Origin of the sequence: Maritalea myrionectae (assembly GCF_003433515.1) — a bacterium.
GTDB classification, from domain to species: domain Bacteria; phylum Pseudomonadota; class Alphaproteobacteria; order Rhizobiales; family Devosiaceae; genus Maritalea; species Maritalea myrionectae.
Genome location: NZ_CP021330.1, coordinates 1539666 through 1565424, shown reverse-complemented (window position 1 = coordinate 1565424; position 25759 = coordinate 1539666). Strand labels below are relative to the sequence as shown.

At 51.6% G+C, this 25759-nt stretch carries 27 protein-coding genes; 18 read left to right on the top strand and 9 right to left on the bottom strand.

Annotation, left to right across the window (positions count from 1 at the left end; genetic code table 11):
• Window positions 1-6 precede the first annotated feature (6 nt).
• Complete coding sequence (gene flgH, locus MXMO3_RS07675; protein WP_027834343.1) at window positions 7-741, top strand: flagellar basal body L-ring protein FlgH; 735 nt, start codon at window positions 7-9, stop codon at window positions 739-741.
• 101 nt (window positions 742-842) lie between these two features.
• Here the strand turns inward: flgH and MXMO3_RS07670 are convergent, their stop codons facing one another.
• Window positions 843-1715, bottom strand: coding sequence for a DMT family transporter (locus MXMO3_RS07670; RefSeq protein ID WP_162889177.1), 873 nt, complete (start codon window positions 1713-1715; stop codon window positions 843-845).
• Window positions 1716-1867: 152 nt separating this feature from the next.
• On the opposite strand from MXMO3_RS07670, the gene MXMO3_RS07665 reads away from it, so the two are divergent.
• Together MXMO3_RS07665 and MXMO3_RS07660 are read left to right on the top strand one after the other, a co-directional pair.
• Window positions 1868-2377 carry a MarR family winged helix-turn-helix transcriptional regulator gene (locus tag MXMO3_RS07665; RefSeq protein WP_117395478.1) on the top strand — a complete coding sequence of 170 codons (510 nt, stop codon included), beginning with the start codon at window positions 1868-1870 and terminating at the stop codon, window positions 2375-2377.
• A 2-nt stretch (window positions 2378-2379) separates the two neighbouring features.
• Window positions 2380-2826 (top strand): VOC family protein, encoded by a 447-nt coding sequence (locus MXMO3_RS07660; protein WP_117395477.1) that lies wholly within the window; start codon window positions 2380-2382, stop codon window positions 2824-2826.
• A gap of 52 nt (window positions 2827-2878) precedes the next feature.
• Here MXMO3_RS07660 and MXMO3_RS07655 read toward each other — a convergent pair whose 3' ends face one another.
• From MXMO3_RS07655 to MXMO3_RS07640, 4 genes are all read right to left on the bottom strand, one after another.
• Window positions 2879-3166: a sll1863 family stress response protein gene (locus MXMO3_RS07655; RefSeq protein ID WP_027834347.1), complete on the bottom strand. Its 288-nt coding sequence runs from the start codon at window positions 3164-3166 to the stop codon at window positions 2879-2881.
• Between the two features lie 299 nt (window positions 3167-3465).
• The gene (locus MXMO3_RS07650) at window positions 3466-4476 is read right to left on the bottom strand and encodes a hypothetical protein (RefSeq protein ID WP_027834348.1); all 1011 of its coding nucleotides are present in this window, start codon (window positions 4474-4476) and stop codon (window positions 3466-3468) included.
• A gap of 132 nt (window positions 4477-4608) precedes the next feature.
• Window positions 4609-5058: an RNA polymerase-binding protein DksA gene (gene dksA, locus MXMO3_RS07645; protein WP_051213505.1), complete on the bottom strand. Its 450-nt coding sequence runs from the start codon at window positions 5056-5058 to the stop codon at window positions 4609-4611.
• Between the two features lie 149 nt (window positions 5059-5207).
• Complete coding sequence (locus MXMO3_RS07640; protein ID WP_117395476.1) at window positions 5208-5618, bottom strand: flagellar assembly protein FliX; 411 nt, start codon at window positions 5616-5618, stop codon at window positions 5208-5210.
• Window positions 5619-5873: 255 nt separating this feature from the next.
• Between MXMO3_RS07640 and MXMO3_RS07635 the strand changes: the two genes are divergently transcribed.
• The 11 genes from MXMO3_RS07635 to flaF all read left to right on the top strand — a co-directional run bounded on the left by MXMO3_RS07635 (window position 5874) and on the right by flaF (window position 15684).
• Window positions 5874-6989: a flagellar basal body P-ring protein FlgI gene (locus MXMO3_RS07635; protein WP_084634045.1), complete on the top strand. Its 1116-nt coding sequence runs from the start codon at window positions 5874-5876 to the stop codon at window positions 6987-6989.
• Window positions 6989-7342, top strand: a complete 354-nt coding sequence (locus MXMO3_RS07630; protein ID WP_051213506.1) for a rod-binding protein — start codon at window positions 6989-6991, stop codon at window positions 7340-7342. The genes MXMO3_RS07635 and MXMO3_RS07630 overlap by 1 nt, the downstream gene beginning before the upstream one ends.
• On the top strand, window positions 7339-7827 hold the full coding sequence (locus MXMO3_RS07625; RefSeq protein WP_117395475.1) for a hypothetical protein: 489 nt from the start codon (window positions 7339-7341) through the stop codon (window positions 7825-7827). Before MXMO3_RS07630 ends, MXMO3_RS07625 begins: the two co-directional genes overlap by 4 nt.
• 106 nt (window positions 7828-7933) lie before the next feature.
• Window positions 7934-8293: a hypothetical protein gene (locus MXMO3_RS07620; protein ID WP_027834353.1), complete on the top strand. Its 360-nt coding sequence runs from the start codon at window positions 7934-7936 to the stop codon at window positions 8291-8293.
• 209 nt (window positions 8294-8502) lie between these two features.
• Window positions 8503-9609 carry a flagellin gene (locus MXMO3_RS07615; RefSeq protein WP_205468100.1) on the top strand — a complete coding sequence of 369 codons (1107 nt, stop codon included), beginning with the start codon at window positions 8503-8505 and terminating at the stop codon, window positions 9607-9609.
• A 145-nt stretch (window positions 9610-9754) separates the two neighbouring features.
• Window positions 9755-10864, top strand: coding sequence for a flagellin (locus MXMO3_RS07610; RefSeq protein ID WP_117395473.1), 1110 nt, complete (start codon window positions 9755-9757; stop codon window positions 10862-10864).
• Between the two features lie 176 nt (window positions 10865-11040).
• Window positions 11041-12201 carry a flagellin N-terminal helical domain-containing protein gene (locus MXMO3_RS07605; protein WP_117395472.1) on the top strand — a complete coding sequence of 387 codons (1161 nt, stop codon included), beginning with the start codon at window positions 11041-11043 and terminating at the stop codon, window positions 12199-12201.
• Window positions 12202-12393: 192 nt separating this feature from the next.
• The gene (locus tag MXMO3_RS07600) at window positions 12394-13500 is read left to right on the top strand and encodes a flagellin (protein WP_117395471.1); all 1107 of its coding nucleotides are present in this window, start codon (window positions 12394-12396) and stop codon (window positions 13498-13500) included.
• A gap of 246 nt (window positions 13501-13746) precedes the next feature.
• Window positions 13747-14856 carry a flagellin gene (locus MXMO3_RS07595; protein ID WP_117395470.1) on the top strand — a complete coding sequence of 370 codons (1110 nt, stop codon included), beginning with the start codon at window positions 13747-13749 and terminating at the stop codon, window positions 14854-14856.
• A gap of 41 nt (window positions 14857-14897) precedes the next feature.
• The gene (gene flbT / locus MXMO3_RS07590) at window positions 14898-15326 is read left to right on the top strand and encodes a flagellar biosynthesis repressor FlbT (protein WP_027834359.1); all 429 of its coding nucleotides are present in this window, start codon (window positions 14898-14900) and stop codon (window positions 15324-15326) included.
• Complete coding sequence (gene flaF / locus MXMO3_RS07585) at window positions 15274-15684, top strand: flagellar biosynthesis regulator FlaF (RefSeq protein WP_051213507.1); 411 nt, start codon at window positions 15274-15276, stop codon at window positions 15682-15684. Before flbT ends, flaF begins: the two co-directional genes overlap by 53 nt.
• A 114-nt stretch (window positions 15685-15798) precedes the next feature.
• Here flaF and MXMO3_RS07580 read toward each other — a convergent pair whose 3' ends face one another.
• The 3 genes from MXMO3_RS07580 to MXMO3_RS07570 are packed head-to-tail and all read right to left on the bottom strand — an operon-like array spanning window position 15799 to window position 20604.
• On the bottom strand, window positions 15799-17298 hold the full coding sequence (locus MXMO3_RS07580) for a flagellin N-terminal helical domain-containing protein (RefSeq protein WP_027834360.1): 1500 nt from the start codon (window positions 17296-17298) through the stop codon (window positions 15799-15801).
• Window positions 17299-17320: 22 nt separating this feature from the next.
• The gene (flgK, locus tag MXMO3_RS07575; RefSeq protein ID WP_117395469.1) at window positions 17321-19174 is read right to left on the bottom strand and encodes a flagellar hook-associated protein FlgK; all 1854 of its coding nucleotides are present in this window, start codon (window positions 19172-19174) and stop codon (window positions 17321-17323) included.
• A 56-nt stretch (window positions 19175-19230) separates the two neighbouring features.
• Window positions 19231-20604 (bottom strand): flagellar hook protein FlgE, encoded by a 1374-nt coding sequence (locus tag MXMO3_RS07570; protein ID WP_117395468.1) that lies wholly within the window; start codon window positions 20602-20604, stop codon window positions 19231-19233.
• Between the two features lie 259 nt (window positions 20605-20863).
• Between MXMO3_RS07570 and MXMO3_RS07565 the strand changes: the two genes are divergently transcribed.
• From MXMO3_RS07565 to MXMO3_RS07550, 4 genes are all read left to right on the top strand, one after another.
• Complete coding sequence (locus tag MXMO3_RS07565) at window positions 20864-21733, top strand: ATPase (RefSeq protein ID WP_027834363.1); 870 nt, start codon at window positions 20864-20866, stop codon at window positions 21731-21733.
• Window positions 21734-21792: 59 nt separating this feature from the next.
• Window positions 21793-22707, top strand: a complete 915-nt coding sequence (locus MXMO3_RS07560) for a homoserine O-succinyltransferase (RefSeq protein WP_027834364.1) — start codon at window positions 21793-21795, stop codon at window positions 22705-22707.
• Window positions 22708-23211: 504 nt separating this feature from the next.
• The gene (locus MXMO3_RS07555) at window positions 23212-24405 is read left to right on the top strand and encodes an alpha/beta hydrolase (protein WP_117395467.1); all 1194 of its coding nucleotides are present in this window, start codon (window positions 23212-23214) and stop codon (window positions 24403-24405) included.
• A 32-nt stretch (window positions 24406-24437) separates the two neighbouring features.
• Window positions 24438-24953 (top strand): PadR family transcriptional regulator, encoded by a 516-nt coding sequence (locus MXMO3_RS07550; RefSeq protein WP_162889176.1) that lies wholly within the window; start codon window positions 24438-24440, stop codon window positions 24951-24953.
• Window positions 24954-25189: 236 nt separating this feature from the next.
• On the opposite strand, the gene MXMO3_RS07545 is transcribed toward MXMO3_RS07550, so the two are convergent.
• Window positions 25190-25738 (bottom strand): DUF2087 domain-containing protein, encoded by a 549-nt coding sequence (locus MXMO3_RS07545; protein WP_117395465.1) that lies wholly within the window; start codon window positions 25736-25738, stop codon window positions 25190-25192.
• Window positions 25739-25759 lie beyond the last annotated feature (21 nt).

Below are 25759 nucleotides of genomic sequence, written 5' to 3'. Positions count from 1 at the left end.
AGAAAAATGAAACTCATCCAGCTCATCACCCTCATTGCTCTTGGCGCATCTCTGACTGCGTGCACCACCGCCAACCGCATCGCCAACATTGGCCAGGCGCCGTCGCTAACAGCAATTGAGAACCCGCAGGCACAAGCAGGATACAAGCCGGTTTCCCTGCCCATGCCAGAGCCCGAGAAAGTGGCCTACCAGCCAAACTCGCTGTTCATTTCCGGCAAGCGCGGCTTCTTTAAAGATCAACGCGCCCGCAAAGTGGGTGACATTCTTACTGTGGATGTGACCATTGCGGATAAGGCGCAGATTGCCAACAAAACCTCCCGCGCACGCACAAGCACAAATGATGCAGGCGCAGGCGGTGTCGTCGGCTCCATCTTCAACTCAGTAGTGCCTGATGTATCAGCCAACGGCGCAATCGAACTCAGCTCCGGCTCTGCCGACACGGGCGATGGTTCGGTCAATCGTTCGGAAACCTTGGATACCTCAATCGCCGCAGTTGTGGTGCAGGTTCTGCCCAATGGCAACCTTGTGATTGAAGGGCGTCAGGAAGTGCGGGTCAACTTTGAAGTACGCGACCTGATCCTGGCCGGGGTTGTTCGCCCAGAGGATATTGGCGCCAACAACACAATCCCATCTGAAAAGATCGCTCAGGCCCGCATTTCATACGGTGGCCGCGGTCAAATCACAGATGTTCAACAGCCACGCTATGGCCAGCAATTTATGGACGCCATTCTCCCCTTCTAAGGCAAGCCATAATATCGGTTGATCGCTTTCCCCAATTTGCGATCAGCCCTTCCCCAAAGGGCGCGACTTTCCCCAATTTGGTCGCGCCCTTTTTGCTGGGATTAAGCCTTTGACTTATTGCCAAAGTTGGCAGCATTGAAGATTACCACCCCGGCAATCACGGCGATGCCACCCAGCACCACCAACAAGGTCAACTGTTCCCGCAAGAAGGTGGCCGCCAATAGCGCACCAACCAAAGCAATCACGGGTCCGATTTGGCTCAAATAGACGGGGCCGCCGCGCTTTTGCAGCACAAAGTAAAACCCGAATCCTGCGGCAAAGCACAGCATTTGCGCGCCCATCACAACAAAGCCAATCGGCTGCAAGTCAGCCGGAATGATTTCACCTGTCAAAAGCGCAATTGCATAACTAATCAGCCCGGCAAAGATCAGCATCCACGGCGCCAAGGCCAACGGTGCGGCCCCAGCTGGCCAAAAGCGTGAGCGGAAAATATTGCCGAATGCCAAAAATACTGGCCCCAGCAGACTGACAAATATCCATACCGGATCAATTGTCGCGTCCATCATTTTGCCCGCTGCCAAAAACATTGCGCCCGATAGAGCCATCGCTACGCCCAACACTTTTCCCCGCGAAAACCTGTCCTCACCAATCGCAACGGCGACAAAAAAGGTCAGAACGGGCGCAAACGCGGTGGCGAAGGCGATAAACCCCGCCCCCACATACCGCACAGCAAAAAAGAACATAAGATTGGGCACCACAAAGAGCAGTCCCGACATCAGATTATAGCGCCACATGGCAGCATCAAATTTGGCGCGATGGCCAAACAGCGCCGTCACCGCCAACATCAGCAAACCGCCGCCCAAAGTGGTGTGCGCCAGATAGATCGTTGGCGACCATCCCGTGTTAATGGCGACCTTGCCCAACACCGCGGTCAGTCCCAAAAAGGAACCGACAATGAAGAGTAACGCCAGCATGCCAAGATCCAGATTGTGCCAAAATCTCGGCTTTGGGGATGAATTTACATCAATGGTTGGCATTTTCGACAGGTCAGTCATACTCGTTATCCGTTTGAAATAGAATTTATCTTGATATAAAGTATCTTAACATTAAGATAAAGAGGAAAAGTATGGATCGCGCTTCGCTGGCCGCCCAACAATGGCAAAATGAACGTCCAGATTTGGACACAGTCCCCATGGAAACCCTTGGGCGCATTGCGGAATTAGCGCTACGGGCGCAGCGCGATCACATTGATCAACTTTTTGCAAAACATGGATTGCAGCCGGGCGAATTTGACGTTTTGGCCACTTTGCGGCGATCTGGTGCGCCCTTTGCCCTGTCCCCGACCGCGCTTTATGAAGCAACGATGGTGTCTTCGGGCGGCATGACCAACCGAATTGATAAGCTGGAAAAGGCGGGCCTGATTGAGCGCCGCGCTAACCCGAATGACCGACGGTCAAACTTGGTGGCGCTCACCGGCGATGGGTTGGCAAAGATTGATCAAATCCTGCCGCAACATATCAGCAATGAGCAAAACATCCTCGCCGCCCTGAATGATAAAGAGATTGAGCAACTCAACGCCATTTCGAAAAAGCTGATCGCTCGCTTGGATCAGCTCGAAGCAAAGCCAAAGGTTTAAAAATGTCCAACCCTGCCCCCAATCAGCGCGTTTCCCTGATCACATTGGGCGTTGCGAATTTGGCGCGATCGATCCAATTTTACCGGGATCTCGGCTGGTCCCCACATGCACGCAGCCTGGACGATATATGCTTTTTTCAAATGAACGGATTTGCCTTGGCGCTCTATGAAATCAACGCTCTGGCCGATGACCAAAAGCGCCCCGTGACAGCAATTGGCACAGGCGCGATAACCTTGGCGCAAAATTTTGATAGCGAAGGTGAAGTGGACGCGTCGTTTGAAAGGGCAATTGCCGCAGGAGCGACAACGATAAAGAAGCCTGAAAAAGCATTCTGGGGTGGTTATTCGGGCTATATTGCCGACCCAGATGGCCATATCTGGGAACTTGCCATGAACCCAAACTGGCCACTGAGTGAAGATGGTTCTTTGATCTTACCTGACCCGAAATAATAGGCGCTCTGCCGTTCAATCTTTCGGGTCACGTGAAGCCACTTCATTGGGCTTATTTAAAGCGAGATTTCGCGCGCTCAAATGCACTTGAAATATTGGTCCATGCTTGCTCGAATCCGCCTTTCATATCCTGCCAGGCATCGTCGCCGGCATCGCGCAACTCATCAAGTTTAGCTTGAGCTTCATCGCGCTTTGCACGCATCTCATCAAGCTCCTTTTGATATTCAATCTTTTTGTCGGCCTCAGCCTCTTCAACTTGCGCCTTCATCTTTTTGATTTCAGCGTCCCATTGATCAATTCTAGCCTTAGCCTTTTGAATATATTGATCTTTCTCTGTCATATCTGCCTCCAAAAGTTATGAGATGCAACCAAAATGCCCCATGAGACCCACAACGTGGCCCACCGGGACAATCACATCCTTCACTCTGTAAAACGCACGAGCATCGCCATGTGTTCCGATCTAAATCATTTGAAGGGAAATGGTTGGGGCTTCAAGCGGCGCACAATGGGGCTGTCCAAGATATTAAGAACAGAAAATGCTGGGAATATCTGTCTGCTGCATTCCGGCAGCAACAGGCAGATCGTCACATCCTGCTTTGGGCTGCGCCCAGCAACAATGATGCGCGACTGGTGGCCGCTCTATTTTAGGAAGTGACGCTTTTGCGAAAGCTCCGCCAAAAGCGGGTCGATATGGTCGCCAAAATCATCCGCCCGCAAAGAGCGAATTTGCTTGAGAACCCCCATGGCGTGATCCGCCGTAAAGCGCTCTAAAAAGCTTTTGGCATCATCATCATGGTGCCAAATATTGGAAAGGCGACGGTTGATATATTCTTCAACCATATATTGCTGGCGCTGGATCGATTGGCCAAACGTGCCCAAGTTCCACGCCATTTTCAGCGCAAAAATATCAACACCAGCCCGATTGGCACCGGAAAGGCCAAAGCGCTGCATGTATTGCCGCGACTTAATCTCGAAACGTTCAGGTGCATAATCGGCTGTAACATCTTGCCAGCCGCGCATTTTAAGCTGTGCCACCAGGCCCGACGGTGTCGTCCGCTCACGAAATTTCATGCCGAAACGTTCGGAATCGGCCAAAACCTTCAAAACCAGGTCAGAACAGGACAACCATTCTTTGATTTGCTTGGCATTTTGATTGTCCTTTGGGCCCCGGCCAAACCCCAAAAATCGGCGCAGGCTATATTTTGATTCGATATAGCGCCATGCGCTCATCATGCTTTCGGCACCAAAAAAAGTATCCGGTGACCGCAAATCCGGGCTGCGCAAAACCATAAAATCGGCATAACGATTTTTGCTGTCATAGCAAAGGTCAATCACCGGCACAAAACGCACCCCACCTGGGTGCAGCATGTCGGTATAATACCCCTTTACGGCGCGCGGATAAGCCTCGATGGCTGTGAGTTCAGAGCCAACCAAGGCACAATGGGTAAACTTGCGGGATGACTTGAAGGCGTCTAAATCAAAGGCGTGTTGAAAGGTAACATTGACGCGCGATTTTGGGCCGCGGGAGCGATAAAATACCACATCATAGGGCTGCGAAATTGGCCAGTCATCAGGCGAGATCGTCGAAGCTGGCTGCCCTACAATCTTGGCCTGCCCCTTTTCTATTATCCGCCCAGCCTGTGCTGTCATAGCGTTACACCCTTGAATAACCACGCCAAGGTACAATTCAACTGCACCAATTCGTGCCTGCCGCTAAGACACAAGAATAGTTTGTCCTAAGTTATATCTATAAGTCAAATCAAGCGATTAAAAACTTTAGGCTTAATCGTCGCGATAAACCTTTTCGCGGCGCTCGTGCTTTTCTTGCGCTTCCAGGGAAAGGGTTGCAATCGGGCGTGCATCCAACCGGGCCAAACCAATTGGTTCGCCAGTTTCTTCACAATAGCCATAAGACCCATCGTCAACACGCTTCAACGCTGCATCAATTTTCGAAATCAGTTTGCGCTGACGGTCGCGTGTCCGCAACTCAAGGGCGCGGTCACTTTCCGACGATGCCCGGTCTGCAATATCCGGGTGATTTTGGCTCTCTTCTTGCAAGGCATCTAATGTTTCCTTGCTTTCACGCAAAATATCGTTTTTCCATGCCAGCAGCTTACGGCGGAAATAGGCCAGCTGCTTTGGATTCATGAACTCTTCATCCTCACTCGGACGATAGTTGTCAAATTCCTGCGCATCCAACTCAGGTGCAGCGATCTCGCGTTCCAAGTCCATAGACATTGAGTCTCACTCCCTCAACTAATGTGGGCCATATATAATCACCAATGGCCATCGCGGCAAGTCGCGATTTGCATAGCGCTCTAGTCAATTATAATGACGGTAAAATGACGGAGAGTTATCCACAAATTTGGCGGCCCAATGGATTACAGACGGCCAAGTTTGGCCAATTCGACCTGAACCCGCAATTCGATATCTTCGATGACCGCCTGAAGTTCAGGATCTTTTGCGTCTGGCGCATTCTTGAGCATTTTGAGCATATTGGCCAGCCGATCCTCGCTGACCCTGCCGACCAAAAGATCCGTTTTCAAGCGCTCAAGTCCATCAAGAAGCTGATGACCGCGCTTAACGCTCTTCTTTTTGGCCAACAAAGGGTCATCAACGCTTTGAAGCGCCAACAGGGCATCAACGCTGCCCACATCTTCAACCGAGGCCCGATGTCGAACCTGCTCAGCCTTATTGTCACCGCCCACCGAAAACTTCTGCCCTTCCGAATTGCCTTTGGCGGCTTTTTTCGGAGCAGTTCGGTTGGTTCTGTTGGTGTCCGTTATGCGCATTTAGGCCTCAAAAAATCCAACTGGGCACTTTCTACCCACTAAGCTGCATTTATTGCATCTAATAGGCATGATTTACCTACAAAAGCTATCATTTTCCAGTCAAAAACGAAAGCACCACGCGCATCAGTTCAATTTTATTCAATTAAATCATTAATTTAGCCGGAAAGCACCGCAGTTGGCACAGATTTCGCATTTATAATGGTGTCCCGCACCCGATTGGGGAATTGGAGCGGACAAAACAAAATGGGGAAGATGATGAAAGCAGTTTTTGCAACAGCGATAAAATGGACCGGGATGGCAGTGGCCATTCTGCTGCTGAGCCTGCCGGCGCAGGCTGCTCGCATTAAAGATATCGTCAACATTGAAGGCGTGCGCGAAAACCAATTGGTTGGATACGGCCTGGTTGTTGGTCTCAACGGCACAGGCGATGGCCTGAACAACGCTCCGTTCACACGCCAAAGCCTTGTCGCAATGCTGGAGCGCATGGGCGTGAATACGCGCGGCACCAATATGCGAACCGCAAACGTCGCTGCTGTCATGGTCACAGCAAACCTGCCTGCCTTCTCAACCCAAGGCTCTCGCCTTGATGTTTCCGTTTCGGCCCTCGGCGATTCCAAAAGCCTGCAAGGCGGCACCTTGCTGGTTACCCCCTTGATGGGTGCGGACGGTGAAGTCTATGCCATCGCACAAGGGCCAATCGCCATTAACGGCTTTCAAACAGAAGGTGACGGCGCTACCATCGTTTCCGGCGTCCCCACCACGGGCCGCATTTCAGATGGTGCGCTGATTGAACGCGAAGTCGATTTTGATTTGGGTGCGCGCCGCGCGGTGCGCTTGGCCCTGCGCAATCCAGATTTTACCACCGCCCGCCGCATTGCGCTGGCCATCAACAATTTGATTGGCATGCCAACGGCCGTTCCGCTAGACAATGCAACCGTAAACCTGACCCTGCCCCGCGGCTTTAACGGCAACATTGTGGATCTGATCACTGACATCGAACAGCTGGTCATCACCCCGGACCTGCCAGCGAAAATTGTCATCGACGAAAACTCCGGCATTGTGGTGATGGGGCGCGAAGTGCGCGTCTCAACTGTCGCGATTGCACAGTCAAATCTAACCGTCACCATCACTGAAGACCCGCAAGTTGATCAGCCCAATTCACTTGCCAACGGCCAAACCGTTGTGGTGCCGCGCACCGAAATTCAAGTTGATCAGGTCGACAGCCAACTGGCGACCTTGAATGAAAGCGTAACCTTGCAGGAACTTGTCGATGGGTTGAACGCGCTGGGCATTTCACCACGCGACCTCATCTCGATCCTCCAAGCCATCAAAGCTGCTGGCGCGCTCCAAGCTGAAATTGAGGTGATCTAATGGCCACTGCAAACACCTATTACCCCGTCGAAAAACCCTACAACATGACCAATACGCAATTTGCGGCATTGAAGGAAAAAGCAACCGAGCTTGAAGGCGTTTTTCTGAACACATTGATGAGCGAGATGGTCAAGTCAACCGAAACCGAAAGCGAATTTGGCGGCGGCTACGCAGAAGAAACCTGGCGCGGCATGTTGGGCGAGGAATATGCCAAGAACATTGCGAACAATGGCGGCCTTGGCCTTGCAGACGACATTTTGCGCGATCTCATCTTATCACAACAATCCATCAACACGCCGCGCTCGACCGCGCAGCCTAACCCTGCCTTTGTATCAGGAGCGTATCAACAATGAACTCACATCAATTAAGAGCGCAAACACTGGCCAAAAAACCACCAGTGCCCTTGCCTGGCGAGCCAGAAGAAGTTTGCGCAGAGGCAACTGAAACGCTCACCAAACTCGTGAACGTCATGAACAATGAAACCACGCTGCTGCGCGCAGGTCGTTTGTTGGAGGCCAGCGAGCTTGCGGCACCAAAGGCAGAGTTGGCGCAAAAATATGTCGGGCTCGCGCGTGCGATCCAGCACAATGCGAAAACACTGCAAGAAACTGCACCCCATCTTTTGATGGCCCTGCAAAAGCATCAATCAGCCCTGGCCACCCAGATGGCTGAGAATATGCGGGTGCTGGCCACAGCCAAATCTCTCTCCGAGGAAATCGTGGGTGACGTGGCGGCACAGTTGGGACAAGCACAAAAGCCCAAAACCTATGGTATAAACGGCTCCACCGGACCAAAGGCACAGAGTTTGCAAGGTGTTTCGATCAACAAGACAAGTTAATTCGAATTTAAATTAAATAACCCCTCCACAAATTACTTATCTGAAAACTCTCTTCTCCATGATGGTCTGAGGCAAGAAATGCCAGTTAAATTCATGGAGAAGAGCCGTGACCGTCAGAATAGAATCTGCCGCCGGTTTCCAAGGCGGCGCCGCCCTTAATGGGACAGCCCGCCCTCAACAGGATTACAAACCGCAGGATGCGGCCAGTTCAAAGGCACAGGTAGGCAGCGCACAAGCAGCGCCACCTGCAAATCCTCAAAGCGTTAATCCAGTTGCCGACGACGGGCTGCCAGACATCCCCAAACTAGTGGGACCGGCAGCACCAGCAAGTTTATTGTTTGAAGCCTCTCTTGCAGCCAATGCGGATGAAGGCGAGCCAGGACATATTGATTTTCCAAGGATGATCAATCGTCGCTGGGTTCCCTCTCCAGACCTGTTGCGTCAGCTCGAGACAATTAAGGGCTAAGTATTTGTAAAACCGCTGTTAACCATGCCAGTTAAACGGCGGTTTACCATAAGAATTCCTCGTGCCTTCTGATTAAGGTTTAGTTCACTTGATCAGTGGTTTATGGGGGATATCGCGGGAAGTGGCGGTCAAAGAATTGACTTAAACTTTTCTATCAAAACGCGGGCCAGGAAGGCCCGTTTGTAAGCCAGAATGGAGTATTTAGTATCATGGCTATTCAACTATCAGCTGCCGTACGTCAGAACCTCACCGCCCTTCAAGGCACTGCTGATCTTCTCAGCAAAACGCAGAACCGTCTTTCAACAGGTTTGAAAGTGAACTCTGCGTTGGACAACCCAGGTTCTTTCTTCACAGCCCAATCATTGAACTCACGCGCTTCTGACCTTTCATCTTTGTTGGATGACCAAGGCCAGGCTGTTCAAACTCTTAAAGCTGCCGACGAAGGTATTCAGTCTATCACCAAGCTCGCAGAAGCGGCTAAGGCGAAAGCAAACCAAGCACTGCAGTCTTCTTCTAAAGCTGACCGCAACAAGTTCGCTGGCGAATATAACGAACTTCTCAACCAAATCGAAACACTTGCCAAAGATAGCGGCTACTCAGGTAAAAACCTGTTGGCTGGTACAGGCAACGATTTGTCAGTGGTATTTAACGAAGATGGCACATCTAAGTTGGACATCTCTGCGGTTGATTACACAGACACATCAGGCTCGTTGGGCCTTGCTGACCAAACCATCGGTGTCAGCGGCACAACAACCATTTCGCAAGCCCAGCTTACTGCTGGTGACGAAGCGGGTGATACGCTGGACGTGCAAGTTGGTGGATCATCAATCGGCACAGTTGACTTTTCTGACGATGATATCGACAGAATTGCCGGCGAATTGAACGCCCTTGACGGCATCACAGCGACGGTAAACGGCACCAACATTGAGGTCGTGTCTGAGAACGGACAAGTTTCAATCGACGACACTGATGCAACTGCAGACTTCGGTGCAGCTGCTGCAAGTACTGACTATGTTGCAGGCGGCTTCGATACAGACGCAAGCATCAACGCGACGCTGTCAACCATCACAGATGCCTTGAGTTCTTTGCGGTCACAGGCTTCAACCTTCGGTACAAACCTGACAGTTGTTGAAAACCGTCAAGATTTTACCAAGTCAATGATCAACACATTGCAAGAAGGTTCTGGCAAGCTGACTTTGGCAGATACCAACGAAGAAGGTGCGAACTTGCTGGCGTTGCAAACACGTCAGACACTGGCATCAACTTCATTGTCATTCGCTTCTCAGGCAGACCAAAACGTATTGCGTTTGCTGTAAGCCGAAACGACAAGACTATTTTGAAGGCGGGCTCCGGTCCGCCTTTTTTTATATTCTGATTCTGGCATTAATTCTTCATTAGGCATATTCATTCATTTTCTAGTTGTTCCAGGAAGGAACTCGAGTACCTAGAAAAGGAAGTAAAATGAGTCAAATTCAACTCTCATCAGCCGTGCGGCAGAACCTACTGTCGTTGCAAAACACAGCTGATCTCATGTCAAAAACACAGAACCGCTTGGCCACTGGCCTCAAGGTCAACTCAGCCCTTGATAATCCCGGTTCTTTCTTCACTGCCTCCTCATTGAACAACCGTGCTGGTGATCTCACCAACCTCTTGGACGATATGGGTCAATCTGTTCAAACCTTAAAAGCCGCTGACGAAGGTATCCAGTCGATCACCAAGTTGGTTGAAGCTGCTAAAGGTAAAGCAAACCAGGCACTGCAGTCTTCTTCTAAAGCTGACCGTAACAAGTTCGCTGGCGAATATAACGAACTTTTGACTCAAATCGAAGATTTGGCAAAAGATGCAGGCTACTCAGGTAAAAACCTGTTGGCTGGTACAGGCAACGATTTGTCAGTTCTGTTTAATGAAGATGGCACATCCAAGTTGGACATCTCTGCGGTTGATTATACCGACACCACCGGCACGCTTGGCCTCTCTGACCAAACCATCGGTGTCAGCGGTACAACAACCATTTCGCAAGCCCAGCTTACTGCTGGTGACGAAGCGGGTGACACGCTGGACGTGCAAGTTGGTGGATCATCAATCGGCACAGTTGACTTTTCTGACGATGATATCGACAGAATTGCCGGCGAATTGAACGCCCTTGACGGCATCACAGCGACGGTAAACGGCACCAACATTGAGATCGTGTCTGAGAACGGACAAGTTTCAATCGACGACACTGATGCAACTGCAGACTTCGGTGCAGCTGCTGCAAGTACTGACTATGTTGCAGGCGGCTTCGATACAGATGCAAGCATCAACGCTTCCCTTGCCAACATCACCGATGCTTTGAGCACATTGCGGTCTCAGGCCTCAACCTTCGGTACAAACCTGACAGTTGTTGAAAACCGTCAAAACTTTACAACTCGTTTGATCAACACTTTGGAAGAAGGTGCAGGCAAACTGACTTTGGCAGATACCAACGAAGAAGGTGCGAACTTGCTGGCGTTGCAAACACGTCAACAGCTCTCCTCTACTTCGCTTTCATTCGCCTCTCAGGCGGATCAGAACGTGTTGCGTTTGTTCTAAGGATAAAGAATTTAGTATTGCGTACTTTATCGCAATGGGCGGTGTGCGGATCATGCACCGCCCATTTTTTTGATTATTTTCAGATTCTTATCAAACTTATTAACATCTGATTAACCCTTAACTTGCTAAGGATTAGGTGCCTAGGATAGGCACCAGTTTAAACCAGAAGTTAGTTTATGAGCATACAGCTATCCTCCGCGGTCCGGCAGAATCTCCTGTCACTTCAATCCACCGCAGACATGATGTCCAAAACGCAAAATCGCCTCGCCACTGGCTTGAAGGTGAACTCTGCGCTGGACAATCCCAGTTCTTTCTTCACAGCATCAGCTCTCAATAATAGATCTAATGATCTTGGCGGGCTTTTGGATGATATGGGACAATCCATTCAAACACTAAAAGCGGCGGATGAAGGCATTAAGTCCATCACTAAACTGGTGGAGGCAGCAAAAGGCAAAGCCAATCAAGCCTTACAATCGTCAAGCACAGCTGATCGCTCAAAATTTGCCGCAGAATATAATGAGTTATTGGGGCAAATTGAGCAACTAGCCAAGGACGCAGGCTATAGCGGCAAGAACCTTCTTGCAGGTACAGGCAATGACCTTGACGTTATCTTTAACGAAGATGGTACCAGCAAACTTGGCGTTAGCGCGGTAGACTACACTGATACCTCCGCTTCATTGGGTTTGAGTTCTCTAGCAACGGCAATCGCCGGCACGCCAGGGTCATTTACCATCAGCGATCAGGATTTGTATGACGGCTTTAATGGTGACGCCGGGGATACATTTATTATCGAAGATGGAGACGGCACGACTCTTATCGCAGCCGGAGATCCTGGTGACGGAACCCTCACCTACTCCAACCAGATCGCCGATGAAATTAACGCTGCGGGCGTTCCCGGTCTGTCAGCAACATTTGTCCCCGGTCCGTTGACCGGATCGCTGACAGTTACATATACTGAAGGCAACGTTTCAATTGATGACGCCGATTCAACTAATGATCTCGCTACGACGACTTCATCAAATTTTGTTGAGAGTGTTGTTGGTGGTTTTGAGACCGATGAGGCCATCAACGCCGAACTGGATAAACTCAACACCGCTCTGAACACATTGCGGTCACAAGCATCGACATTCGGCACAAACCTGACAGTTGTTGAGAATCGCCAGAACTTCACAAAGTCATTAATCAACACCTTAGAAGAAGGTGCGGGCAAGCTGACCCTTGCAGATACAAACGAAGAAGGTGCGAACTTGCTGGCGTTGCAAACGCGGCAACAGCTTTCGTCGACCTCCCTCTCCTTCGCCTCACAAGCAGATCAAAACGTCCTCCGACTCTTCTAACACATTATAAAATATTACTTTTTTCAAGGCGAACTTCGGTTCGCCTTTTTTATTGCGTTTTATTTATTTTCGCATTTTGCAACAAATTCCGCATTTTGCAACGCGCATTAAACTTCGATTAACCATCCTCATTCATGATCATAAGTGCCCCAGAATCGGGCCTAGAAACCATGAAGGAATAGAACTTTGACAATGATCCATTTGTCCGCGGCAGTGCGGCAAAACCTCTTATCACTGCAAGGCACAGCCGACTTGATGTCCAAAACGCAAAATCGTTTGGCCACCGGGCTCAAGGTCAACTCGGCTCTCGACAACCCCAACTCATTCTTTACAGCGTCTGCGCTGAACAACCGCGCTTCTGACTTGAGCAGCCTACTCGACGATATGGGTCAAGGTGTTCAAACGTTGAAAGCGGCCGATGATGGCATTCAGGCCATTACCAAGCTCGTGGAAGCCGCCAAAGGTAAAGCCAACCAGGCCCTGCAATCCAACAAAATTGTAGACCGTCGCCGCTTCGCCCAAGAGTATAATGACCTTCTGACACAAATCGAAGATCTCGCCAAAGATGCTGGCTACAAAGGCAAGAACCTTCTTGCGGGCACGGGCAATGATCTTTCTGTAATCTTCAACGAAGACGGCACATCATCAGTTACAATTGACGCTGTTGATTATACCGACAGCTCCGGCGCCTTGGGGCTGGCTGACTTAACCATCGGCACAAGCGGCACAACAACCATTTCGCAAGCCCAGCTTACTGCTGGTGACGAAGCGGGTGATACGCTGGACGTGCAAGTTGGTGGATCATCAATCGGCACAGTTGACTTTTCTGACGATGATATCGACAGAATTGCCGGCGAATTGAACGCCCTTGACGGCATCACAGCGACGGTAAACGGCACCAACATTGAGATCGTGTCTGAGAACGGACAAGTTTCAATCGACGACACTGATGCAACTGCAGACTTCGGTGCAGCTGCTGTAAGTACTGACTATGTTGCAGGCTCTTTCGATACCGATGCCTCAATCAGCACGTCGCTCGACACGCTCAACGATGCCCTGGGCACCCTGCGCTCACAAGCATCCACATTCGGCACCAACCTCACCGTGGTTGAAAACCGTCAGAACTTCACAAAGCGTTTGATCAACACTTTGGAAGAAGGTGCGGGCAAGCTGACCCTTGCAGATACAAACGAAGAAGGTGCGAACTTGCTGGCGTTGCAAACACGGCAACAATTGGCATCCACCTCACTCTCTTTCGCCTCGCAGGCGGATCAAGCGGTGCTGCGGCTTTTCGGTTAAGCCACAACACAAAACTATGGCTCATAGAGCTATTTCTTCAAGAAAGACGTCGATTCTATTCGGCGTCTTTTTTTTGCTTCAACTCACTAGGCACTTTTTTCCGCCTAATATGTGGAAAATCAACGCCACTGACCCAATTTGAACCATTCTGTTAATATGCGTTAACCTTTCAGTAAGGTTAACAATTCATTGTCACGAAGAATCGTGGCAATACTCTATTAACAACTCCAGGAAGGATGGTTCGCGATGAAAGATGTAACCCTCTCGCAATCTGTACGGCAAAACCTTTTGTCATTGCAGAGCACAGCAGACATGATGGCGCGGACACAAAACCGACTGGCCACTGGCCTGAAGGTCAACTCGGCGCTTGATAATCCCAACTCATTCTTTACATCGCAAGGGTTGAACAGCCGGGCCAACGATTTGGCAAGCCTGCTCGATTCTATGGGCCAAGGCGTGCAAACGCTTAAGGCGGCCGATACAGGCATCACCAATGTGGTGAACTTGGTGGAAGCTGCGAAAGCCAAGGCGAACCAGGCCAACCAGACAAATAAGATCGAAGATCGCCGCGTTTTTGCGAACGAATACAATAGTTTGTTGAAACAAATCGAAGATTTGGCGCGCGATGCTGGCTATAATGGTAAAAACCTGTTGGCGGGTACCGGTAACGATCTGGCCGTTGTTTTTAATGAAGACAGCACCTCAAAGCTCATCATCGAAGCCATTGATCTTACAGATACATCTACCTTCTTGGGCCTCAATGATGTCATCACAGGCACGTCATCCACGGGAACTGTAACTGAAGCCAACCTTATCGCTGGCCGTGAAGCTGGGGATGAATTGACCCTTACGATTGGCTCCGACACCTACACAATCGAATATGGCGCGACCACCACCGCCGCTGATATCATCAACGCGCTGGACGCCATTCCAGATGTTTCCGCCTCCTCCGATGGCACAACCGTGACGATCACGACAGCGGCTGGCAATTTCACCTTAGACGACACCAACGCCACAAGTGATATGACCACCGTCACCGGCACAGGCTATGTCGCCGGGTCGTTCGACACAGAAACCTCAGTGAATGCCGTTCTCAATGACATTACGGAATCACTGAATTTGCTGCGTGATCAGGCGTCAACATTCGGCACCAACCTCACCGTGGTCGAAAACCGCACCAATTTCACCAAACAAATGATTTCGACATTGGCGAATGGGGCGGATATGCTGACCTTGGCAGATACCAATGAAGAAGGGGCAAACCTTTTGGCTTTGCAAACACGGCAGCAATTGTCATCCACCGCCCTTTCCATGGCATCACAAGCAGATCAGAACGTCTTAAGACTCTTCCAGTAAGATCGGTTCGGACGAGTTCGGCGTAAATTCATGAGGACGACATGGCCCTAAAAGTTGAACTAAAGCCAAAGGAACGGCTCATTGTGGGTGATTGCGTGATCACCAATTCCGATCAACGCACACGCCTTTATGTCTCCGGCAGATCACCGATTCTGCGGGAAAAGGACATTATGCGCGTTGAGGATGCGTCCTCTCCGGCCAAAAGAGTCTATTTCGCCGTACAATTAATGTATCTCGATGATGATGTTGATAAAGTGCAGGAAGAATATTTCAGCCTTGTCAATGACTTAGTAAAAGCGGCTCCGTCAACGACTCCAATTGTTGATGAAATTAATAATGAGATATTAACTGGTTCGCTTTATAAAGCTCTGAAGAAAGCCAAAAAACTGATCGAATACGAACGGGAGCTGATCGGCGATGCAACAACAGGCGGCTTTGGCGTACCAACAAACAGCCAAGAAAACAGCTAGTCCACGCGAACTGGAGGCATCATTGCTCTCCAAGTCGGCAGCTCAATTGCAGCGCATTCGCGATGATTGGGACAATAAGAAGCCAGAACTTGATGGCGCACTGACCTACAATCGCAAATTGTGGACCGTGTTTATGACATCTGTCACAAGCGACGAGAATCCACTGCCGACTTTGATCAAGCAAAATGTCGCCAATCTGGGCATTTTCGTCATGAATCACACGATCTCGACCTTGGCCAATCCTGAGGCACGCCGCCTGGATGTGCTGATCAACATCAACAAAGAGCTGGCCGCTGGCTTGCGCACGCAGCAAAATCAGGATGAAGAAGCACCAAAAGGCGCTCACCCAGCTCTGTAGTCAGACTTGATTATTCATTATTGTTGGTTTGTGCGCCGCCACATCGTCAGATAGGCGGCCCCAAATCCGAATTGATATTGCGGTCACAATGCCGCAACATCCCAGATTAGCGTGCTAGCTCATATAGTTGACCATCGATAGACGGTTGACGATTGAAGCTGTTTGATAGCTTGCTTCCATTCGCGTTTTAAGCTGCAAGATTTGCATGGCGACCTCTTCCATCGAGATCCCCTCAATATCGGCGAGCATCGTCTCAAGTGCCGCTTTTTGCTGGCCGTGGCGTTCAGAAATGCGCGAGGCCGACGTTTTGGCCAGGCCCAATTCCATTTGAACAACTTCAATTGAACCAGCCACACCATTATTGGTTTCTGCCAACCGCTCCCGCACAACGCCATTCATCGCCTCATAGCGTTCACTTGCTTTGGGGTCAGATGGTGAGTAGCCGTCCGCGGCAAACACGGCAAGCGAGCGCATCAACTCGGCAAAACCACTCTCATTGGCTTGCACGCCGTAGTTTACCCGCGTGCTTTCATCAACGCGCGCTTGCGACGTCAAGCGAGGGTTGGTGGAGCTTTCGCCCTTATACCAGATTACCGTGTCGGCATCCGTCGCGGCAACCAATGCGGTGGCGCTATCATAGGGTGGGCCATCCACCCGCATGGACGCTTCACCATTGGAATTGAAAAAACTATCCGCCGCGGCATATGACGATGCTGCGGTCAATTTGGTTTGCGCAAAATGCCCCAAGCGCTCATTGAGCGAGGCTTGCATGTTCGCTGCCGTATCCGCAATCGAGCCGCCAATCTGAAATTCATCGGGACTTTGCGGTGTGCCGGCCACGGCTTTCAGTTCAAGCGTAAAAGTGGTGCCATCCGGCAAATCCAGGCCGATCATAATGCGCTCATTGTCGGCGGGTTGGCTGGTAAACTCTATAGTCGCACTGGGCGGCGCACCTGCGGGGCCAGTCAAAGTCGTTGAGCTTCCGTCCGAGGAAAGGCTATCTAGCTTAAATCCAAATGGATGGGTGCCATCCTCAGCGATCGTGACAGTCGTGCCGGCCACGCCATTGGTCAATCGGCCCAGCCCTGACGCGCCCAAATCCGCTTCATTGCGCTGCGAAACAATGGTACGAAAACCATCCTTGCCGTCGGCGCCATTCATCAATTCGTCAAAACTGGCAACGGGGTCTTCTTCCGTTGCGTTGCCCGCCAAAAGGTGACGCCCATTCAGATCCGAGTTCAACAAGTCGATGACTTCTTTCATCCGGTTTTCCGCAAGATATTGCGCCGCCGTCATGTTCACGCCGTTGATTTCAAACGATCCCTGTTGGGCTGAAGAACGTGTTTCATTCTCAATTTGGTCGATACGGCTGATCACATCATCCAAATAGTTCAAGCGAATATCTACATTGTCCAAATTGTGTTGATAGGTTTCCAGGGCACTCGTGCGGGCGCGCAAGGTCATATCAACCACCCGATCAGCCCCAAGTTCTGAAAGGGTTTGCGCCCGTTCACCAGTGGCCAATTGTTGGTTCAGCTTGTCCAGCTCATTGCGCATATCCGAGATCGCGCGATAGCTAAACTTCGCAGGAAACAGTGAGTTATTTACAATCATCTATCGTCTCCCTCGCTCACGCCTAAAACGCCTGCATGAGGCGATCAAGCAGTTCTTGCGCGATCGACATTACCCGCGCATTGGCGGCATAGGCGTTTTGGAGTTGCAGCAATTTGCCCATCTCTTTGTCGATGTCCACGCCATAGGCGTCTTCCGCTCGCATTTCCAACGTTTGGATCAGCTTGCCTTGATGCTCATGCGCTTGCTTTGTGGTGGCAATGTCATTGCCTTGATAATTGAGCGTTTGCCGCACAATTTCCTCAACGCTACCATTGAGGCGAAATGCCCCCTGCCCTTGCGCGGCACTCTCGGCCCGAAAAGTCATCGAATTCAATCGATCGACCAAATAGTTGGGTCGATCTGAATCCCCAATTGGCGTTAATGGTGAGGTTGAATGCTGCACCAAAAGGCTATTGTCGGCCACCACCTCCTGGTTCACCATCATGCGCAGGGCAAAGCCGCGCTTTTGCGACACACCATCCAACGAGTTGGTGAACGCGCCAGAGGTATCAACAAACAGTGACATGCCAAGGCCGCCATCCTGTGTGCCGGTCGCTGTGGTTTGCACCACCATCGAATGAATGTCGGACGTATCAGCCACGCCATCATCCATGATGCGCAAAACATCACCCGCAGGATTAGACACGGTGACCGCAGCGCCCAAAGCCGCATTCAAGTCAGTCGCAACGGCCCCAATGCCGCCGGAAAAATCCAAGCCAATGGTGCGCACCCCATTTTCATCAGTGCTGTCCATCGGCAGTTTGGACGCATCATCAACGCGTACCACGCGCACGGTTTGTTGCGCGCCGCCAACTTCATATTTCACCGTAAAGCTGTTGCCGGGCAGCATATTGCCCAAATCAGCTTCAAAACCATCTTCCCCGCCCGCCGACACGGCTGTGCCGTCGGTATCAATGGTCGACATGGCTTGCGCCAACCCAGCGGCAATTTCATCCAACTGATCTTGAGCGGTCACCAACCGGTTATCACGCAGATCAAGAAGTGACGAAATCCGCCCTGATGTCAGCAGGTCATGGGCCACCACATCAATTTCAAGATTGGCTGGCGTCACCACTTTCAAGCTGCCAACGCCGCTTGTGGCTGGGTCGACATCATAAAGGGATGTCGGCGACAAGCTGCCCGCATTTTCGAACTTGAAGGTGGAGTGTTTTTCCCCATCGAGCAATCCGACGCCGGTCTTGGTCATCACATTGATGGTGCCATTGTCGTTATATTGCACATTGATGTCGATCAGCTCGCTCACCTGTGCCAGCAGGCGGTCACGATCATCCATAATGCTCAGGCGGGTGTCATCAACCTTTGTAGTGTCCATCAACTCTTGGTTGATCTTGGACAACAGCTCCAAATTCTGGTTCAGGTCCGACACATGGGTGAAGATCTGGCTTTCCGTCTCTTGCCGCATGCCTTGCACAGACCGCGACAAAAAGTTCAGCGATTCCGCCATGCTCTGAGCACGATCCACCACATCGGCACGCGCCACAAAGTCTTCGGGGCTCGTTGCCATTTGCTGCAACGCCCCTTTGAAGTTCGCAAGTTGGGTATCCAGCGAGTTGATGTCGCCGGGCTTACCCAATAGCAGCTCAAGCCGCCCTAAGAATTCTGTGCGCACATCCAGCGCACCCATAAGGCTGGTTTCGCGCTGCGTTTGTGATTCCAACGATTGTACATAAGCGCGCTGAATTTGCGCCACCCGCACGCTGGAGCTGGTGCCGCGATAATTATCAATCAGCGTAACGCTTTGTCGGTGATAGCCAGGCGTTCCCGAATTGGCAACGTTTCGCGAAACGATGTCCAGGCTACGCTGGTTTACATCCATCCCCGATAAAGCATTACTCAATGTTACAGAAAGGCCCATAGGTCACCCTTTAGCGCATCAATTAAAAAGGGCGGCGGTTAAGCCGCCCCAACTCATTATCTCACCATGTTCAATGCTTCTTGCAGCATCTCATCCGAGCTGGTCACAATCCGTGTCCCGGCCGAATAGGCTTGCTGCGTCACAATTAATTTGGTGAATTCTTCCGAAATATCGGTGTTCGACTGCTCCAGCGCCGCGCCAGTCACGTTCCCATCAATATCCAAGATCGGAGTGCCTGACTCTGAAGTCGCCGAATAAAGCCCGCCATCATAGCGCTTTAGCTCATTGACCGCGTTGAAGTTGGCGGTCACAACCTGCGCCAGTTCCACCTTTTTACCGTTGGAATAGTTGGCCACAATCCGGCCTTCCCGGTTCACTTCCACTGATACGAATTCACCAGCAGGATAACCGTTCTGCGACAGCTTGGTCACTTCGGTCGTACCGTTCGGATCAGCAAATTGAGTGACCCCGTTACTGCCATGCTGCAACGTCACGTCACCAATGTTGATCCCGTCAATTGTAAGGCCGGTCAAGCTCACCGAGGCGATGGTGGGGGACAAAGACCCGTTGGTGCCAAACACATAATCTGTTCCAACATTCTGCCATTGCGGGTCAGTGCCCGTCGCATCCGCGTCGGACTGGTAGAACAAGTTCCAAGTGTCTGAGCCACCATTGGCATAGGAATCCGTCTTGGCCCAGCGCAACTGTACATTGGCTGGCGCACCGTTTTCCGCATAAACCGTGATCGCCCCGCCTGCAATCGAGTCAGACAGGAATTTGTCGCTTTCGTTCGCGGTCACAAAGCCGCCACCACCCGTGGTCGGATCATCCGTATAGTCCGCCGTATCCAATAGCTCGGAGTTGGGGTTTATCGGGTCATAGCCGGCATTTTTCGGTAATTGCGGCAGGTTCAATTGATAATTGAATACTGCAGTCCGCTGCGCAGGCAAAAAGGCGTTATCGAGCTGGATCACTTCGGGTACAGAGCCGGCCACGTTGCCGGTCACGCTATCAATCGGAAGGCCCTTTAGAAAGGCATTCGACCCATTGACCAAATAACCCTCTTTATCCACGTCAAAATCGCCGCGCCGTGTATAAAAATCTGTTCCGCCGAACACTGCATTACCATCATTGGTGCCGATCTTTTGTTCCACAACAAAAAAACCATCGCCATTGATCGCCATATATGTGTTCCGACCCGCAGTGGTCACATCACCCTGCAAATCATTGGTTGCACGCGACTGAGCCATCACCGCCCCAGCAACCTGGCGGCTAACCGGTGCATCTGGGATCAAATCAACAAAGTCAGTTTCAATCCGTTTATAGGCCGTTGTTTGCGAGTTGGCGATATTGCCAGAGATATGCTCCAACGCGAATGACTGAGCTTGAAGCCCTGTGACTGCAGTGGATAGCGCCCCATAGATACCCATTTGTTTCTCCTTACTGTCGATGCGGACATCGAAATCCACACTAAGTAATGCAAGAGCGGTGCCAGTTTTTAACTCATTGATTTTATTGATGTTAATAATCCGCTAACCATAAATGGGCGCAAAAAAGGGGAATCTTTTGCCATCTCAGAGGCAATTTTTGCCCAGTTGCGCCAAAATTGCCGAACCACCAATCCCATCAGTGACTTGAGCGCCCCTGCGAAACCCGCTAAGACCGGATAAGCAACAATGGAACCGCAATATGATTTTCAATTCGCCAGATGAGTTTTTGAACGCGCCCCGCAAATGCATCACCGCATTTGGCATGTCTGGCGTGGGCAAAACCCATTTCGCCAACAAATTGCGCGATCAGAACTGGTTCCACTATTCCGTCGATTATCGCATCGGCACCCGCTATATGGGCGAGCACATTGTTGATAATTTCAAACAATGCGCCATGAAGGACCCATTTTTGGCCAATCTTCTGCGCACCGACAGCATCTATATTGGCTCCAACATCACCTTCAATAATCTCTCGCCCCTCTCCACCTATCTGGGCAAGCCCGGCAATCCGGAGCTAGGCGGCATCCCGTTTGACGAATATAAACGCCGCCAGGCGCAACATCGCGTGGCTGAAATATCCGCCATGCTCGACACGCCCTATTTTATAGACCGCGCCAAGCGCATCTATGGCTATGAGCATTTCATCGCCGATAGCTCTGGCTCGTTCTGTGAAGTGATCGATCTCGACGACCCACAAGACCCCGTGTTGGAAGCCGTCACCAGCTCATCGGCCCTGCTCTATATTCGCGGTACCGAAGAGGATGAAGAAAAGCTGATCGCCCGCTTTAAAAAGGCGCCCAAGCCGATCTATTACGCGCCACAATTGCTCGACCAGAAATGGGAACAATTCAAGCGCGAGAATAATATTGCCCATGATCAGGATGTGGACCCGGACGCCTTTATGGTTTGGGGCTTTGCCTCTGCCCTGCGCCACCGCCTGCCCCTTTATCAGCAAATTGCTGATCAGCACGGCTATGTCATTGAAGCCGCTGATTTGGCGACCATGCGAGACCCAGCTGATTTCGACGCCATGATGGCAAAGGCCATCACGCGTCGCAACAAAGCTTGAACAATCTCTCATAACCGCCTAAACCAAAAAACCTCATAATCTCTAATCGGAGTACTCCAATGCCCATCAAGATTCCTAATCATTTGCCCGCGCGTCAAATATTGGAGAATGAGGGCATTATGGTGATGGACGAGACCCGCGCCGCCACCCAGGACATCCGCCCGCTGCAAATTGGCTTGCTCAATCTGATGCCCAACAAAGAGCGCACAGAAACCCAGTTCGCCCGCCTGATCGGCGCCACCCCACTGCAGGTGGATTTGACGCTTGTGCGCATTTCCAACCACCAGTCCAAGAATGTCGCGCAAGATCATTTGGAAGCGTTCTACCAAACGTGGGACGAAGTGAAGGACCGCAAGTTTGACGGCTTTATCGTCACCGGCGCCCCCATCGCCCATCTTGATTTTAAAGATGTCGGCTATTGGGACGAAATGGTCGACATTATGAACTGGACCCGCACCAATGTGCACACCACCATGTTTGTGTGCTGGGGCGCGCAAGCCGCGCTACACCATTTCCACCATGTGCAGCGCTTCCGTCGCCCCAAAAAGGCATTCGGCATCTATCGGCACCAAGCTGCCACCCACGCCTCGCCATACCTTTTGGGCTTTTCAGACGATTTCGCCATTCCGGTCTCCCGCATCAACGATATCGACCACGCCTCCGTGCCCAACGATCTCGAAGTGCTGATCAACTCCAAAGAGGTAGGTCTTTGCCTCCTCAACGACCCGAAATATCGGCAGCTCTTTATGCTGAACCATCTGGAATATGATCACAAATCACTGGTGGAAGAATATTTGCGGGACAAAGAAGCTGGCTTGGACACACCACCTCCGGTCAATACGTTCCCGAACGACGACATCACCCAAGAGCCCCTAAACCGCTGGCGCTCCCACGCCTATTTGCTGTTCGGCAACTGGATCAACCAAATGTATCAAACCACCGAATATGACCTAAATAAAATCGGCACCAAATAAGCTGAATCAAATCTCGAAACACCAGAGCCAAGCATTTGTTTTAAAAGCATTTGCTTGGCTCTTTTTTTTAGCCGCCACCGGTCGCTGTCGCTCTCGTCCCCGGCACCCCCGCCACTTTTCCTACCGCCACCGGTCGCTGCCGCTCCCGTCCCCGGCACCCCCGCCATTGGCACACCAAGTTGACGTTAGGACAATCCGTGTTCTCCCGACGTCATTACCGGGCTTGACCCGGTAATCCATGCCGCACCCGAAATGTTTGCACCCACATCTCCCCACCCACCACGTCATTGCAAGACTTGATCTTGCAATCCATTTGCGACCAGCCACACGGCACCTAGTTAAATCATTCACTCACAGCCATCTCCAGCCGCTGTCATCCTCGGACCAGCCTGCGCGGCGCGAGCGCAAAATAAAGTTCCGAGGATCAAGACAAAACCCGTTCCCCTCTTGCAAATATATCTACTAGATATATATAGACCTAAGTTTTACCTTTGGAGAAGTTCGATGAAACGGCTTTGGTTTATCGCCATCCCCCTCATTTTGATCGTGGGCGGCGCCCTTCTAATCCTGAATATACTGCAACCCGCCCTGCCAGACCCAACCGGCCAACATTTGGTTGGCTACCAGCGCACCCATTTGCAGCAAGGCGACCGCTGGGCAGATGTGCAAATTTTCTACCCCGCGACGGAAGCGACCGACCAGCAGCCCAAAGCCATGCCAAAAACCCTCGCCGCCCAAATGGCGAAAAGCTTCGGCATGCCGGAAGCGGCCATGCAGGATGATCGCCCCTTGCCCGCCTATATTGGCGCGAAAGCCGTCGCAGGCGCTCATCCGGTGCTGATTTTCAACCATGGCCACGGCATGTACGCCAATCAGAACAGCCATCAGGTGATCGAATTGGCCAGCCACGGCTATGTGGTGATCGCCATCAGCCATCCGGGCCACAGCCTCGTCAGCTACAAAGGCGACAAAGCGGTGTTCAAAGCCGAAGACATTGCCAATTATGCCCCCGGCGAAGCCGAGATCCTGCTGGCCCGCCAGGCCGAAGGCTATGACCAACTGCGCGAAGCCGCCACCATAGACGAATGGACCACCGCCATGGCCGCCCTCGAAACCGACGCTTTTGGTGAAATCAGCGGCCAGTTCCAAGACTGGATCGACAACAACAAGCTTGTGCTCAACAAGGCTCCCGACCTGCAATCCGGCACTGTCCCCACCACTGTCGCAGGCGCCCTAGACCTCGATAAAATCGGCTATTTTGGCCACTCCTTCGGCGGCGCGGTGGCCACCCACATGAACATGCGAGATGACCGCGTCAGCGCTTCTTACAGTTTAGACGGTCCCGCTTTCACCTGGTCAATCGCAGACGCCCCCAACGGCGCGTTCTGCTTCGCCTATGGCAATGCCAACAATCAGGCGGGCATCAAGTCAGATATGTCTTGGGTGAACCAGCAAATCGCCAAATCCACCAATGGCTGCGAACTGGTGTTTGATGGCGCAGCCCACATGAATTTCAGCGACCTGAATGAAATCTCATTCCTGAAATTCTTCGGCATGTTGGGGCCAGTTGATCATCAAGTGATGCGTAACAGCCTAAATCATTCCCTTGTTGAGTTCTTCAATTCCACCTTGCGCAACCAAGGAGAAATGACCGAAGTTGAAGGCACCACACTCGTTCAGCACGATTTGAAGGGTTAGAACCAATTCAAGATAAGATCATTCTTGGCCTGTTGGCCTTCCAAGACGCCACATTATACGATCTGAAAAAGACGATGGAGCGGTCCACCACGATGTTTTACAACACATCGTTTGGCTCCATCCACCCGGCCCTGCAAAAGCTGGAGCGGGAAAATCTGGTCACTGTGCGGCAGGAGGCCAACGGCAAGCGCGTGCGCAAAATCTATTCGCGCACGGCCAAAGGCGCGAAAGCCTTTCAAGACTGGATCAGCGAGCCCGTCGCCGTCTTCAAAACCAAAGACGAAAGCATGCTGCGCCTCTTCTATTTCGGCCACATCGAAGGCGACGTCGCCCCGCACATCCAGCTCTATATCGACGAAGCCGATCAATGGATCGCCGCGCTGGAAACCATGCTCCACGCCCAAGACCTCTCAAAAGTCCCCGCCGAGTTCCAAAAAATGGCCTTCTTCCAACTCGCCACCATGCGCTACGGCCTCGACCTGATCAAATTCAGCAAAAGCTGGTACCAGCAATTGCTGAAAGACTACAAAGCCCAAGGCTTCGAGTGAGAACTGTCGCCGTCAGACCAACCTCACCCACCGTCATTGCAAGACTTGATCTTGCAATCCATTTCACGACAAAGCTCGGCACAGAAGGTTTTCTTTTACGCAGACACCAAAGCACTCCGCGTCATCCTCGGGCTTGACCCGGGGATCCAGACAGGAACAACCCAAGGCGCACAAAGCAAATAGAAGGTCACATCTGGATTCCCGCCTTCGCGGGAATGACGACCGAAATGGTCACGTCAGACATCAGTCACCCGTCGCGCCTTAACCTGCCGGATCAACTCCACCGCCTCCGCAGGCGGCTTCTGCTCCACCCGCAAATAATCCGATCCATCCCGATTGCGGGTCAGCATCCCCAGCCCAACCATCATCCGCCGCAACAGCGCTGCATCGCCGAAACTGTGTGCCTGATCCAGAAGCGCATTCACCTCGCGCTCATGCAAATGCTCCCCTTTGGGCAGCGCCGCCCAAAACAGCCAGATGCACGTCTCCTGCACCCGCTGTCGCGAAGGCCAGCGGTGCATCACCCCGTTGGCATCAATATGCTGCAAACAGCGCGACACCAACGCATGATCAATCTGCGCGGTTTCTGCGCCATAGGCCATTTTCTGGCCCGACTTATGCGCCGCCCGCATATGTTGGAAATTGCGAAACCCCGCCGCACGCGCCAGCATATTCATCAAGCTAAGATGGCTCGGCACCGCCTCGTCCTGGCTCAATTGCTTGGCTAAACTGCGAGAAAATTGAGAAATATCCGCTGCATAAAGCGGAATAGCTTGCTTTGTCATTTTACATTCCTAGCTGCCGCA